The following is a 13,941-nucleotide window of genomic DNA, read 5'->3' as shown; positions in this document are numbered from 1 at the left end:
TTTTAACGGGCAGCAATACATTCTATTTCAACCAAAGCACCTTTAGGCAACTTCTTGACAGCAACAGCAGAACGGGCAGGATAAGCACTATCAAAATAGGTAGCATATACCTCGTTCATATCTGTAAACAAATCCATGTCTGCTAAAAATACGGTGGTTTTTATAATATTCGCTGTAGTTAGCCCTTCTGAGGCAAGGAGATTCTTGATATTTTCAAATACTTGTTTGGTTTGACCTTTAATTCCTCCTTCTGCAAATTCTCCGGTAGCAGGAACAATGGGAATTTGACCGGAAAAGAATAGAAAACCATTTACTTCAATTCCTTGACTATAAGGACCGATTGCCTTCGGAGCTTTATCGGTGAAAATAACTTTTTTCATCATGTTAATTATTTAATATTCTAATTTTGCTACTAAAATAGCGTTTTTTAAGCAAATAGTCTATTTCCAAATATACTTTTTATATTAGTATATTAAATTTTTATCTCTTTTCTTCCAATTACTCAAAAATATAATTATCTTTGTAGCAGAAAATAGAGTTAATACAATAACAAACTTTTCTCCTTATTAATTTTATCAATAAATAAAAATCCAAAAATAATTATTGTCGTACAAAAGCAGAGATGTGTTTCTGTCTTTATGTTTTTGTGCACTAATCACTAACAACATATACTTTATGTATAATATTATTCAATTAAATGACAAGAGTTTGTCTGAGCTGCAGGATATAGCAAAAGAAATGGGAATCAGCAAGATAAGCTCAACTACAAAAGATGAATTAGTTTATAAAATTTTGGATGAGCAAGCCATTGTAAGCGCGTCTCAAAAAATTGCTAATTCTAAACCGACTGCTTCACGGTCGCGTAAAAGAACACGAATTGTAAAGAAAGACGCGGATAAAGTTTATACAACCACTCAGGATAAAGCTCAAAAAATAGAAACTGAGAAACCGGCTGTAAATGTAACACCTAACGAGGCTCCTAATTCGGCTGCCGATCAGTCTCCGGTTAGTCAAGTTGAGGAAGAGATTAAAGAAGAACCTCAGGTGCCAAAGAAGAGAGAAAGAAAGGCAAGTACAAAGAATAAGCCGAAAACTGAAGAGTCTGCGGATGCTCCTATTCCGGAAAAACCAGCAAAAACAAAAACTAAGGTTGAACCGGCAAAAAAAGAAAACATTCTTCCGGAATTGGAATTCGACAATGGAGACGACGAATTTATTCCTATAGAAGATCTTCCTTCTGAAGAAGCGGTTTTACCCGCAGAATTAGTCGATAAGTTTAGTTCTACAAAAATGGAGCCGCCAATAGCTCCAATTCAAAAGCAGAAGCAATCGAATAATCGATTCAACCCAAAGCAGAATTCTAATAATCAGCGTCCTCAACAGTTACGTTTGTCTGTTCAAGAGGATATGCAGGCTCCGGTACAAAAGTCTATTGAACCGAGACAAATAGAAAAGCCTTACGAATTTAATGATATTCTCATCGGTTCCGGTTGTTTGGAGATTATCCCCGATGGCTATGGCTTCCTTCGTTCTTCTGACTATAACTATCTCTCTTCTCCTGACGATATCTATGTATCACAATCTCAGATAAAACTCTTCGGATTAAAGACTGGCGATGTAGTTGAAGGCCCTATTCGTCCGCCAAAAGAAGGTGAAAAATATTTCCCATTAGTTAAAGTCAATAAAATTAATGGATTAGATCCTTCATTGGTACGCGACCGTGTTGCTTTTGAGCACCTCACCCCTCTTTTCCCTGATGAGAAATTTCAGCTTTGTAAAGGATATGATGACGATTTGTCTGTTCGGGTTGTCGATATGATTTCTCCCATTGGCAAAGGCCAACGTGCATTGATTGTCGCTCAGCCTAAAACAGGTAAAACTATGTTGATGAAAGCCATTGCAAATGCTATAGCTGAGAATCATCCTGATGTTTATACCATCATGCTTCTGATTGATGAGCGTCCTGAAGAAGTCACTGATATGGCCCGTACTGTAAAAGCTGAAGTCATAGCTTCTACTTTTGATGAGCCTGCCGATCACCATGTAAAAGTAGCAAGTATTGTTCTTGAGAAGGCAAAGAGAATGGTCGAGTGTGGTCACGACGTGGTTATTTTCTTAGATTCTATTACTCGACTTGCACGAGCATATAATAATGTAGCGCCTGCTTCAGGAAAAGTACTCTCGGGTGGTGTTGACGCAAACGCTTTGCATAAGCCCAAACGTTTCTTTGGTGCAGCTCGCAATATTGAAAATGGAGGTTCTTTAACCATCATTTCAACGGCATTGATTGATACCGGATCTAAGATGGATGAAGTTATCTTTGAGGAATTCAAAGGAACAGGTAACATGGAGTTACAACTCGATCGGAACCTCAGTAACAAACGTATATTCCCGGCAGTTAATTTGGTGGCTTCAAGTACACGTCGTGACGATTTGTTATTGGATAAGATGACGCTCGATAGGATGTGGATTCTTCGCAAATACTTATCGGATATGAATCCGGTAGAAGCTATGACATTCGTTAAAGATAGAATGGAAAAGACAAAGAATAATGAAGAATTTCTTCTGAGTATGAATTCGTAAGTATAAATTATTATATAGAGAAGAGAGAGGATACGCTAAAACAAGGTATCCTCTCTTTTTATTATAAGGCAGAAATCACTCTTTTCTTCATTATTCATTAACGGTAGTTAGTATATCACTTCTTATCAAAAAGCTCAGGTTGCTTTATCATGCATTCTTATTATGCAACTTATCTTATGGCATTTTTTTATAAAAACAGTCTTACAACATCTTCAAACAATGTTTTTATTCGTATTGATAGGTTCATTGGATTTGTCATCAATAAATAGAGAAAAGTCAATATGTATAAACCGCCTAACTCATCCGCATGAATCGCTCAACTCATCCGCATGAGTTGCCAAAGTCATCCGCATGAATCAATCAACTCATCCGCATGAGTTCTCAAAGTCATCCGCATGAATCGCACGGATCGTCTGCGTCATTCGTTTGTTTCACCTAAGTGAAACGAAAAAATCTTCAAATGAATACAAAAAAAGTCCTTGACGAGTGTATTATTAATGTAGATAAAAAGACTCGTTCATGATTTCATGAACGAGTAATTATAAATATTGATCCAAAATTCAATTAGAAAGGAAGATCGTCTGTTTTATCTGTAGCCGAAAAATCGACAGGGGCAGATTGGATAGCTTGCGGTTGTCCATCAAACGGATTATTTTGAGGAATCGGACTTTCTGCGCTTACACGATCAATCTTCCATGCTCGAATCTGATTGAACCATTTATCTTGCCACTGACGGGCATCAATATCAAATGATACATTTAGCTCCTCACCCATTTGAATATTGAATTGTTTGATTTTATCTTCACCAAAAACTTCGAAAGCCATTCTCTTTGGATACTGGTCATGAGTTTCAATAACATACGTTTGTACCATCCATTTATTACCGGTATTCTTAGAAATACCTTCACGTGGTTCGAGTACGGCAATTATTTTTCCTGCTAATTCCATATTTATTATGATTGTATTATATTTAAAACGGTTCGAATTTACTATTTTCCTCTTAAGTAAACTAATTTTTCACTCTTTTTTTGGGTTTAGTACATAATCTTTTCGTAACTTTGGCAATAAATACATAGATAACAAATAAATAAAATATAGCTATGAAGTTCATTGTTTCAAGTACTAACTTATTCAGCCATTTGCAGGCTGTAAGTCGAGTAATTAATTCTAAAAACTCATTACCAATCCTTGATTGCGTATTAATGGAAATAAAAGAAGGCGTATTGTCATTAACGGCTTCCGACAGTGAGAGTACACTTACTACTTCTTTACCGGTTAACGATTCTGATAGTGACGGTCGTTTTGCTATCTCAGCAAAGAAATTCATCGATTCTTTAAAAGAAATCCCTGAACAGCCGCTTACTTTCGATGTTGACACCACCAACTTCAGTCTTACTCTATATTATCAGAATGGTAAATACAGTCTTGTCGGACAGAATGCCGAGGATTTTCCCATGGCTCCTGATTTAAGTGCCGATGCCATTCATATTACCATGGATTCTAAAGTATTTGTTAATGGCATTAACCGAACTATCTTTGCTACTGCGGAAGACGAACTCCGTCCGGTAATGAATGGTATCTATTTAGATATGACACCTGAAGATATTACATTTGTAGCCTCAGATGGGCACCGTTTGGTTCGTGACAAATCAGTTGCAGCTCATGCGGATACAAAAGCAGCATTTATTCTTCCGAAGAAGCCGGCAAACATTTGGAAAACATTATTGCCTAAAGACGAAGATAAAATTATCATTGATTTTGATGAAAAGAATGCTGTTATCACATCAACCGAGTATAAAATGGTATGTCGTCTGATAGAAGGACGCTATCCAAACTATAACTCTGTTATTCCCAAAGATAATCCATATAAGATACAAATTGACCGTTCTACTCTAATCAGCGGTCTGCGTCGTGTGTCTATTTTCTCTTCTCAAGCCAGCAGTTTGATAAAATTGCATATAGAGAATAATCAGATACAAATCTCTGCTCAGGATATAGATTTCTCTACTTCTGCTGAGGAGACTTTAAATTGCGAATATAGCGGAAGTCCAATGAGTATTGGATTTAAATCTACATTCCTTATTGATATACTAAGCAATTTGAGTGCTGACGAAGTCGTCATTGAATTAGCCGATCCGTCGCGTGCAGGAGTAATTACTCCGGCTCAACAAGAAGAGAATGATAATGTGCTGATGTTGCTGATGCCAATGATGTTGAGTGATTAATTGCTAATGGGTAAACGGTGTATTGTTAAAGTATTAAATTATGAAACTGAATTTGAGGAATCCATTAGTCTTTTTTGATCTTGAAACAACAGGCACGAATGTCAGCTTAGATAGGATTATTGAGATTTGTTATCTGAAAGTATTCCCAAATGGAAATGATGTTGCTAAGACGATGCGAATCAATCCCGGAATGCATATCCCTGAAGAATCGACGGCTATTCACGGCATAAAAGACGAAGATGTCGCGAATTGTCCGACTTTTAAGGAGGTGGCTCAGGAAATTGCCAATGATATAGAAGGTTGTGACATTGCCGGATTCAATTCGAATCGTTTTGACGTTCCGGTACTCGTGGAGGAATTTCTGCGGGCAGATGTAGATATTGACATGACAAAAAGAAAATTCGTCGATGTACAAGTCATTTATCATAAGCTGGAGCAGCGAACTCTCTCTGCCGCGTATAAATTCTATTGTCATAAAAACTTAGATGATGCTCATTCTGCTGAAGCCGATACCCGTGCAACATACGAAGTGCTTAAAGCTCAATTAGACTTATATCCCAATGTATTGGAAAATGATATAAGTTTCTTGTCAGAATATTCGTCGTTCACTAAAAATGTGGATTTTGCAGGTCGTATCATCTATGATGACAAAGGAATTGAAACATTCAATTTCGGGAAATATAAAGGTCATCATGTAATGGATGTACTTAAAAGAGATCCCGGTTATTATAGTTGGATTCTGGGAGGAGATTTTACGTTAAATACAAAAAATGTACTCACAAAGATTCGTTTGCGTGAATCAGGATTGAGCAAATAAAGGAAATGCTTCAATCACTTTACATACAGAATTACGCGCTTATTGATATATTAGATATTTCCTTCACCTCCGGTTTTTCTGTTATTACTGGTGAAACCGGCGCGGGAAAGTCTATTATCCTTGGCGCGCTTGGTATTTTGCTTGGTCAACGGGCAGATATCAAAGCAATAAAAAGCGGAGAAAGCAAATGTATAGTTGAAGCGAATTTCAAATTGGCAAATCATTTTCTAAAAGATTTCTTTTTAGAAAATGATTTGGAATACGATCCCGAAGAATGTATCCTGCGCCGAGAAGTATATGCAACGGGGAAAAGTCGCGCGTTTATTAACGACTCTCCGGTTTCTCTTGTACAAATGAGAACTCTTGGAGAGCAACTCATAGATATTCACAGTCAACATAAAAATCTTCTATTAAATCACGAAGAATTTCAACGTGGAGTGCTCGATATTCTCTCGCGCAATGAGAAAGAGTTGTCGGTATATCGGCAATTATATAAAGAATATAAACATGTTTCTGAGGAGTTAGCCGATTTTATTGAACAAGCTGAGAAAAATAAACAAGATGAAGACTATCTGCAGTTCCAGCTACAACAGTTGGATGAAGCAAAACTATCGGAAGATGAACAAGATGCCCTTCAACAGGAAGCAGATGTATTGAGTCATACGGAAGATATTAAAGCAAGTTTGTATAAGGCCGATCAACTAATGGTATCCGATGAAGGTGGATTTTTATCTGAGATGCGTGACTGCCAACAGTCTTTGGAAGATATAAAAGGCTTATACCCTATTGCCGGACAATGGATAGAACGAATAAACAGCAGTATAATCGACTTGAAAGATTTGCAGCACGACATAAGAAAGGAAGAAGAGAAGATTGATTTTAATCCCGATCGACTCAACTTTGTGAATGAACGATTGAATTTAATCTATTCGCTGGAGCAAAAGCATAGGGTCAATACCGTTAAGGAATTAATTAATATAGCCGATGAATACCGTTTGCAACTGAAAGCTATCACTTCATCCGATGATGAGATTAAAGAATTGAAAGAAAAGAAAGCTGCTATATATAATAAGGTATTGGAGCAATCGGAGATACTTTCTAAAGAACGTTCGAAAGCGGCAAGAATGGTGGAAAAGCAGATGCACGAATATCTTGTTCCTCTTGGAATGCAGAATATTCGCTTCGAAGTAGAGATGAAAAAGAATAAGGAGCCGGATATAAACGGACTTGATTGTGTGAACTTCTTGTTCTCTGCCAACAAAAATACTCCCTTGCAAAATGTTTCTTCCATTGCATCGGGCGGTGAAATTGCACGTGTAATGCTCTCTTTGAAAGCCATGATAGCAGGTGCAGTCCAATTGCCAACCATTATTTTCGACGAAATAGATACCGGTGTATCCGGTTCTATTGCGGATAAAATGGCAGAAATGATGCAGAACATGGGTAAAAACAACCGGCAGGTCATCAGTATTACCCATTTGCCTCAAATAGCAGCTAAAGGCACCGTGCATTATAAGGTATATAAAGAAGATACAAATACGGGGACATCAAGTCACATAATCCGTCTGACTGATGAACAGCGTGTAACAGAAATAGCAAATATGTTAAGCGGTGTTACTATGACTGAAGAAGCTCTGAATAACGCACGTGCTTTGTTGGGATATTCTAATAAACAAAAAAACACTTCGACAAAATGAAAGGAAAATGAAAAATATTATGAGACGAAATATGAGAAAAGTTCTTTTATTACTTTTATGTTGTATGGGAATAAGCTCCTATGCACAGACTCCAAAATGGGTTGATAAGGCAAAGAAGGCGGTCTTCTCCGTCATTACCTACGATGAGAAAAATAATATCAAAGGGAACGGTAACGGATTTTATATAGGTGAAGACGGTATCGCACTTTCCGATTATACACTGTTTGATGGTGCTCAACGAGCTGTCATAGTAAATAGTAAAGGTAAAGAAATGAATGTATCGTGTATTGCCGGAGCCAATCAAATATACGATGTGTTAAAGTTCAAAACAGAAATAGACGGAAATGTTGAGTTTCTGCAGCCGGCTACTGTTGCTGGAAAGGTAGGTGAAATTGTTTATCTGCTTCCTTATTCTACTCAGAAAAACGCAGAAGTGCAGACTGGTAAAATAACCGCTGTCGACAGCATTGGGCAAGATGGTTTCTATTATACGCTGGCAATGAAGACTCCGGCTAAAATGGTAAGTTGCCCTATTATGAATGCAAACGGTCAGGTACTTGGAATGATTCAGCGAAATGCATCAGAGGAAGATACTTCCAGTTTTGCTATCGGTGCCAGCTTTGGAGCATCACTGCATATAACCGCCGTATCTGCTGCTCACGAAGCATATACCAAAATAGGTATTAAAAAGGCGCTGCCTGATACAGAAGAACAGGCTCTTATATATCTATATATGATTTCTTCGGGCGATCAAGATATCTATACTACTGCATTGGAAGACTTCTTAGCAAAGTTCCCAAACAGTTATGAAGGTTATATCCGCCGAGCCGCGAAGAAGATAGACAGCGGCAAACAGGAATCTTGGCCGGAAGCTCAGGCAGATATTGATAAGGCACTTGAAGTCGCAAACGATAAGAATGAAGCAAAATATAATATTGCTAAAATGTTTTATAATTATTCCCTATCAAAAGAGGAAGGACAAGGGAATCCGGATTGGAGTTTCAGCAAAGCATTGGAGATGATAAAAGAAGTAATTTTGACTGATTCTCAACCAATTTACGCTCAACTTGAAGGAGATATAAATTATGCGATGAAAGATTATCAGGCTGCATTTGATAGCTATCAGAAAGTGAACCAATCGAATCTTGCTTCCGCAGCATCATTCTATTCGGCTGCTCATGCCTTGCAAAACATGGAAGGAAGTGACCGGCAGCAAATTTTGTCGTTGCTTGATAACGCAGTGGATAAATGTATCGTCCCTTATACTTCGGATGCAGCTCCTTACCTGTTTGCCCGCGGGCAACAGAAAGCAGATATGAAAGATTATCGTGGAGCTGTGAAAGATTTCGACGAGACTTATCGTGCTTATAATGGAAATGTGAATGCTAACTTTTTTTTCCAACGTGAGCAAGCGGAAGTGAACTTAAAAATGTATCAACAGGCTATTGATGATATTAATCGTGCCACTGAGCTTGTCCCCGACAGTCCTGATGTTTGGTTGGAAAAAGGTGCATTGCATATTCGTGTTAATCAGATAGAAGAGGCATTGACAGCTCTTCAAAAGACTATTGAACTGAATCAGAAGATGGGAGCTGCATATCGTATGATTGGCTATTGTCAAGTTCAGAAGAAACAGAACAAAGAGGCTTGTGCCAACTTTAACAAAGCAAAAGAATTAGGTGATACAGCAGTAGAAACTCTTATTCAAAAGTATTGCAAGTAATTATTATTCAATATATTGAAAGGAGGTGTGCCATGAGCAAACCTCCTTTTTATTTTATTTCACTTTCATTTCTACTTATAAACAAATTAATAATTCCGAGAACATATTCCGTTTACTCATTGATATTATTTATTTTTGTGTCGTTATTTTAAAGGTATGTTATTATGAATATTCGAACTTCTGCTTGGTGGAAAGTGATTTTGCTTTTAATAGGTGGCTTTATATTGTTTTTCTTTCTTTATGGACTTGGTACAATCATTTTTGAATCTATACCGTGGCTTCATTTAACCATACCTTTCGGCATTGTTTATGGTATCATAATGCTTCTTATTTATGAACTGTTAATTCGAGCATTTGAACATACGTGGTCGAAGACATTACCAATGAATAAATTAGTATCTGATATGTTAAAAGGCTTGTCGGTCGGCATATTTTTCTTCCTGATTGTTACAGGAATTATGTTTATAATAGGTAGTTATCATGTTACCGATACCTCATTCAATAATGTATTCTTTTCTCAGTTATCTCAATTTTTCATTGTCGCTGCCTCGGAGGAAATTCTTTTCAGAGGAATTGTTTTCCGATTGATAGACAAGAAATGGAATACCATTTGGGCACTTTTGGTATCCGCTTTATTCTTCGGATTGGTTCATCTTGGAAATGAAGGCGTCACTCTTTGGGGAGCTGTGGCGATAGCTATAGAAGCAGGGCTTTTATTGGGTGTATGCTATAAAGCCAGTGGAACTCTCTGGTTGCCTATCGGAATTCATTGGGCATGGAATGTGATGGAAGGTCCGGTTCTCGGTTTCCCTGTATCGGGTAATGTGGATAGTATCAGTATCATCACTGCTGAAGTGAAAGGTTCTGAAGTCATTACCGGTGGAGCTTTCGGTCCCGAAGCATCTATCATAGCAGCTGTTTTAGGATTAGCAATAGCACTTTATGTCTGGTGGAGATATAACTTACGATTGAGATCAGAAACTAAAACACTTTAAATAAGAATTGCCCTTTTCTTCAGGAAAAGTAAACAATTCATAAGTATAGGTTAAGCTAATCACGAGCGTGATTCGATCGCACCTCAACTGTGATTCATGCACATCTCAATTGAGATACGTGTTAATCTCAATTGAGATGTGCTTAGTTCATCATCATAAAAAACTTATATAATAAGATAACAGATTTACTTTATCCGGTTCATCAACTCAACTTGTAAGCGTAAACGAACTTCTTCCAAAGGGATAGAATGCCCGATTTCTTTTTCTATGGAAGTAACTCCCTTATCAATGAAACCACATGGATTGATGTATCCGAAGTATCGTAAATAGGTATTCACGTTTAATGCCAATCCGTGCATCGTAACAAAGTGACTGGCACGTACGCCGATGGCACAAATTTTCCGTTCAGTCTTTGTTCCGATAGCGATCCATACGCCTGTTGCGCCCTTTACACGCCCGGCAACTATGCCGTATGAAGCACAAACCCGAATGACGGCTTCCTCCAGTAAATAAATATATTCGCGTAACCCTAAGTTATAATCTTCTAAATTAAGAATGGGATAACAAACAAGTTGGCCGGGACCATGATATGTGATGTCTCCACCACGATCAATATGATAGAGCTGAGCACCAACAGCTTCCAATTGCTTCTCATTCAATAACATGTTCTTTTCTTTACCACTCTTTCCCAAAGTGTAAACATGCGGATGTTCTACAAAAATCATCCGGTTGGTGTATGGTTTTCCTGTGAGTTTTGCATCAATCAATTCACTGAACAAATCCTTCTGTCTGTTCCATGCATCGGCATAAGGAACTGTTCCCCAATTTTCAATTTTCATTATCAAACTTTATTTTTCGGGCAAAGGAAGCAAAATTATGTAATAAATACAATGAAAAATAAAAAGAATAAAAGTTGTATGGCATCTCAAGAAAAAAACATTAACTTTGAAAAGCTCGGAAGAAGGATTTGGAATCCGATACCATTCATTCTATTTCCGAATCTATATATAATACGATATATTAAAATGAAAAATATAATTCTTCTTTTGTTGTTTTGTTCCATTTCATCGGGGCTTTTGGCACAGAATCCCGTAAAGAATGATTCCACATTAACAAAGAATAACGCAGAAATTATTATACCCGACGATATAGATTCGCGCAATTTAATAAAAGAACTGGAAGGCGTAACGGAGTTAAATGATGGCTTTCTATTGGATAATAAGATATTAGCACCTCGACAAATGCAACTCATCTCTCCTCTCACTCTGCACGAGATGTTGCCGGTTTATTCTGTTTCGAATCAAAACAGCCCCATCTATTTCCGAAAGGAAACCATCTACGATAAAGTAGATACGCATACTGTATTCGGACGTGACTATTCCATGCACAGTTTATACGGTTCAAGCGGTCTGAATCAATACCACTCTCCTACTTCTTTACAAAGCGCGACATTTCGTTTGTCTAACGGATTGAAACTGACAACTTACGGTCAGTATAATGCCGATGGATATAAAGTATTCGATCCGGGAGTACTTCCATGGCAACGCAACAACTTCAAAGGTGCTTTCGAAATGAAATCGGATAATGGCAAATTTGGTATTCGCATTGAGGTGAATCAAGGGCGTGAGACTCCATTCGGTTACTAAATTTAGAAAAGATATTTTTTGTCTTTTCGTGGGTGAATTCATGAAGTTGTTTTACCTTTGTAGAGAGGTAAAAAAACATATTATACTTATTAAAAACCAAAAAGAAGATGAAATTAACAAAATTATGTCTCTCTGTTCTTTTTCCATGTGCTTTATTTTTAATTTTATTGGCAGGATGCAATAAGAAAGAACAGAATGTAAACTATACATTTAAAACAATTGAGAAAGAACAGACTTATCATTTGAATGATCAGACCAATGCTCCGCATTGTACCTTCAAACTGAAGTATTCCTATATAGACGAGTCAGCAGGCGATTCTATATCAAAAATTATCAATAATATTATTCGTAAGCAGATTCTTAGTTTGAGTGAGGACGTAACCGATGCTCAAAGCGCGGTAGATTTATATTATAACAATTACATTGCATCGTATAAGGATGAAATAGCTGAATTATATAAAGAAGACCAAAAATTAAACCGCGATGCCAATGAGATTCCTTCATGGTATAACTATGAATACAATCAGGAAACATCTGTTGAGCAAGGCAAGGCAGGGATTTTAAATTATAAATCAGTAGTTACAGACTATCGAGGTGGTGCTCATCCGAATACGATAGCAACTTGGTTATGTATTGATGTAAAAACAGGAAAGCTTCTAACACTTGACGATCTGTTTATTCCGGGAGCAAAAGACCAGCTACTTCCGCTGATAAAAGATGAATTGGTAAAAGTAAAAGCAGAACAGCATAAAGATATGAATATTAAAACTTTTGATGACTTGAAAGAACAGGGAATTCTTTTCAATGATGACGGAGATATCTTCGTCCCTGATAATTTTATCCTTGGAGCTGACGGCATTACTTTTTTATATAACAGATATGATATTAGTTCGTACGCAGAGGGAAGTATGGAAATTACTCTTCCGTACTCAGCAATCAGCAAATACATGATAAAAAACTGATGGAACAAATTTTGAAGTATTTTCCCGATCTGACTGATGAGCAAAAGCAACAGTTTGCTGCTCTTGATGCACTTTATCAGGACTGGAACAGTAAGATAAACGTTATTTCCAGAAAAGACATAGATAATCTTTATGAGCACCATGTGCTTCATTCTCTGGCAATACCTAAGTTTATCCGTTTTCATTCCGGAACAAAAGTGCTTGACTTCGGCACAGGAGGTGGTTTTCCGGGTATTCCTTTGGCCATCTATTACCCTGATGTTCAATTTCATCTTATTGACGGAACGGGTAAAAAAGTAAAGGTTGCACAAGAAGTCGCGAATGCTATCGGGCTGAATAACGTAATTTGTTCACATATTCGCGGAGAGGAAGAGAAGGGTAAGTATAACTTTATTGTCAGTCGTGCTGTTATGCCTTTATCCGACCTGATAAAAATTGTGCGCAAGAATATTTTGAAGACCGATTCTAATGCCTACCCTAACGGAGTTATTTGTTTAAAAGGAGGTGAGCTCGACCAAGAAATATTACCTGTAAAAAAGATTGCGACTGCCTTTGAAATTAATACTGTGTTTACCGAACCTTATTTTGAGACTAAGAAATTAGTTTATGTACCTTTATAAACTTAAACAGTCATGACGATAAAGAAATTTGAATTCAATATGTTTCCGGAGAACTGTTATATACTCTCCGATGAAACAAACGAAGCCGTCATTATTGATGCCGGATGTTTTTATGAAGAAGATCGTCAAGCATTGAAGGATTATATTGATACTAATAACTTGAATTTGATGCATTTGCTAAATACTCATTTGCATATTGACCATATTTTTGGAAATCCGTTTCTTTACCATACCTATGGACTAAAGGCGGAAGCCAATCAAAAAGATGAATTTTGGTTGGAATACGCTGATGCTCAAGCAAAAGTCTTCGATGTGGAACTTCCAGATAAGATGGTTCCGCTGGGTGGCTATGTAAACGATGGAGATATAATTAAGTTTGGGAATCATCAACTTGATGCCATCCATATTCCAGGTCATTCTCCCGGAGGTATGGTTTATTATTGTAAAGAAGAATCTTGCTTATTCAGTGGAGACTCATTGTTTCATGGCAGTGTAGGTCGAGCTGATTTTGCCGGTGGTGACTTTGATTCATTACGTAAACATATATGCAGTCGTCTGCTTGTATTGCCGGAAAATACCGTGGTCTATCCCGGTCATGGTGATATTACGACTATTGGCTATGAGAAAAAGAATAATCCATTTTTAAGATAAATAATCAATTAAAACTATAAAT

13 protein-coding genes are annotated in these 13,941 nt (G+C 37.2%); 10 read left to right on the top strand and 3 right to left on the bottom strand.

Features of this window, described 5'->3' with window-relative positions:
- Nucleotides 1-2 precede the first annotated feature (2 nt).
- Nucleotides 3-380, bottom strand: a complete 378-nt coding sequence (locus tag LO761_RS00900) for a RidA family protein (RefSeq protein WP_272816453.1) — start codon at nucleotides 378-380, stop codon at nucleotides 3-5.
- Nucleotides 381-675: 295 nt separating this feature from the next.
- Between LO761_RS00900 and rho the strand changes: the two genes are divergently transcribed.
- Complete coding sequence (gene rho / locus LO761_RS00895) at nucleotides 676-2,583, top strand: transcription termination factor Rho (RefSeq protein ID WP_272816452.1); 1,908 nt, start codon at nucleotides 676-678, stop codon at nucleotides 2,581-2,583.
- Between the two features lie 564 nt (nucleotides 2,584-3,147).
- Here the strand turns inward: rho and LO761_RS00890 are convergent.
- A complete protein-coding gene (locus LO761_RS00890; RefSeq protein ID WP_272816451.1) occupies nucleotides 3,148-3,531 on the bottom strand; it encodes a DUF3127 domain-containing protein in 384 nt (127 codons plus the stop codon).
- 152 nt (nucleotides 3,532-3,683) lie between these two features.
- Between LO761_RS00890 and dnaN the strand changes: the two genes are divergently transcribed.
- The 5 genes from dnaN to LO761_RS00865 all read left to right on the top strand — a co-directional run bounded on the left by dnaN (nucleotide 3,684) and on the right by LO761_RS00865 (nucleotide 10,040).
- Entirely contained in the window at nucleotides 3,684-4,808 is a 1,125-nt protein-coding gene (gene dnaN / locus LO761_RS00885; RefSeq protein WP_272816450.1) for a DNA polymerase III subunit beta, read from the top strand.
- Between the two features lie 40 nt (nucleotides 4,809-4,848).
- Nucleotides 4,849-5,625: a 3'-5' exonuclease gene (locus LO761_RS00880; RefSeq protein ID WP_272816449.1), complete on the top strand. Its 777-nt coding sequence runs from the start codon at nucleotides 4,849-4,851 to the stop codon at nucleotides 5,623-5,625.
- A gap of 5 nt (nucleotides 5,626-5,630) precedes the next feature.
- Nucleotides 5,631-7,322 carry a DNA repair protein RecN gene (gene recN / locus LO761_RS00875; RefSeq protein WP_272816448.1) on the top strand — a complete coding sequence of 564 codons (1,692 nt, stop codon included), beginning with the start codon at nucleotides 5,631-5,633 and terminating at the stop codon, nucleotides 7,320-7,322.
- A gap of 64 nt (nucleotides 7,323-7,386) precedes the next feature.
- Nucleotides 7,387-9,045, top strand: coding sequence for a trypsin-like peptidase domain-containing protein (locus LO761_RS00870; protein ID WP_272816447.1), 1,659 nt, complete (start codon nucleotides 7,387-7,389; stop codon nucleotides 9,043-9,045).
- Between the two features lie 164 nt (nucleotides 9,046-9,209).
- The gene (locus LO761_RS00865) at nucleotides 9,210-10,040 is read left to right on the top strand and encodes a CPBP family intramembrane glutamic endopeptidase (RefSeq protein ID WP_272816446.1); all 831 of its coding nucleotides are present in this window, start codon (nucleotides 9,210-9,212) and stop codon (nucleotides 10,038-10,040) included.
- Nucleotides 10,041-10,225: 185 nt separating this feature from the next.
- Here LO761_RS00865 and lipB read toward each other — a convergent pair whose 3' ends face one another.
- The gene (gene lipB, locus LO761_RS00860) at nucleotides 10,226-10,885 is read right to left on the bottom strand and encodes a lipoyl(octanoyl) transferase LipB (protein ID WP_272816445.1); all 660 of its coding nucleotides are present in this window, start codon (nucleotides 10,883-10,885) and stop codon (nucleotides 10,226-10,228) included.
- A gap of 180 nt (nucleotides 10,886-11,065) precedes the next feature.
- On the opposite strand from lipB, the gene LO761_RS00855 reads away from it, so the two are divergent.
- The 4 genes from LO761_RS00855 (at nucleotide 11,066) to LO761_RS00840 (ending at nucleotide 13,919) form a co-directional block, all read left to right on the top strand.
- Nucleotides 11,066-11,686: a hypothetical protein gene (locus LO761_RS00855; RefSeq protein ID WP_272816444.1), complete on the top strand. Its 621-nt coding sequence runs from the start codon at nucleotides 11,066-11,068 to the stop codon at nucleotides 11,684-11,686.
- A 107-nt stretch (nucleotides 11,687-11,793) separates the two neighbouring features.
- Complete coding sequence (locus LO761_RS00850) at nucleotides 11,794-12,648, top strand: RsiV family protein (protein ID WP_272816443.1); 855 nt, start codon at nucleotides 11,794-11,796, stop codon at nucleotides 12,646-12,648.
- A complete protein-coding gene (gene rsmG, locus LO761_RS00845; protein WP_272816442.1) occupies nucleotides 12,648-13,268 on the top strand; it encodes a 16S rRNA (guanine(527)-N(7))-methyltransferase RsmG in 621 nt (206 codons plus the stop codon). Before LO761_RS00850 ends, rsmG begins: the two co-directional genes overlap by 1 nt.
- A gap of 12 nt (nucleotides 13,269-13,280) precedes the next feature.
- A complete protein-coding gene (locus tag LO761_RS00840; protein ID WP_272816441.1) occupies nucleotides 13,281-13,919 on the top strand; it encodes an MBL fold metallo-hydrolase in 639 nt (212 codons plus the stop codon).
- Nucleotides 13,920-13,941: the final 22 nt, after the last annotated feature.

This window comes from Phocaeicola oris (genome assembly GCF_021295095.1).
Taxonomy (GTDB): domain Bacteria; phylum Bacteroidota; class Bacteroidia; order Bacteroidales; family Bacteroidaceae; genus Phocaeicola; species Phocaeicola oris.
The sequence above is the reverse complement of the archived record's forward strand: the minus strand, read 5'-3'. Positions and strand labels throughout refer to the sequence as shown.

What these genes read in the sequence shown, in the direction of transcription:
- LO761_RS00870 (WP_272816447.1), top strand. Translation starts at nt 7,387, where the DNA reads ATGGGAATAAGCTCCTATGCACAGACTCCAAAATGGGTTGATAAGGCA.
- recN (WP_272816448.1), top strand. Translation starts at nt 5,631, where the DNA reads ATGCTTCAATCACTTTACATACAGAATTACGCGCTTATTGATATATTA.
- LO761_RS00890 (WP_272816451.1), bottom strand. Translation starts at nt 3,531, where the DNA reads ATGGAATTAGCAGGAAAAATAATTGCCGTACTCGAACCACGTGAAGGT.
- LO761_RS00840 (WP_272816441.1), top strand. Translation starts at nt 13,281, where the DNA reads ATGACGATAAAGAAATTTGAATTCAATATGTTTCCGGAGAACTGTTAT.
- LO761_RS00855 (WP_272816444.1), top strand. Translation starts at nt 11,066, where the DNA reads ATGAAAAATATAATTCTTCTTTTGTTGTTTTGTTCCATTTCATCGGGG.
- LO761_RS00850 (WP_272816443.1), top strand. Translation starts at nt 11,794, where the DNA reads ATGAAATTAACAAAATTATGTCTCTCTGTTCTTTTTCCATGTGCTTTA.
- LO761_RS00900 (WP_272816453.1), bottom strand. Translation starts at nt 380, where the DNA reads ATGAAAAAAGTTATTTTCACCGATAAAGCTCCGAAGGCAATCGGTCCT.
- dnaN (WP_272816450.1), top strand. Translation starts at nt 3,684, where the DNA reads ATGAAGTTCATTGTTTCAAGTACTAACTTATTCAGCCATTTGCAGGCT.
- LO761_RS00880 (WP_272816449.1), top strand. Translation starts at nt 4,849, where the DNA reads ATGAAACTGAATTTGAGGAATCCATTAGTCTTTTTTGATCTTGAAACA.
- LO761_RS00865 (WP_272816446.1), top strand. Translation starts at nt 9,210, where the DNA reads ATGAATATTCGAACTTCTGCTTGGTGGAAAGTGATTTTGCTTTTAATA.
- rho (WP_272816452.1), top strand. Translation starts at nt 676, where the DNA reads ATGTATAATATTATTCAATTAAATGACAAGAGTTTGTCTGAGCTGCAG.
- rsmG (WP_272816442.1), top strand. Translation starts at nt 12,648, where the DNA reads ATGGAACAAATTTTGAAGTATTTTCCCGATCTGACTGATGAGCAAAAG.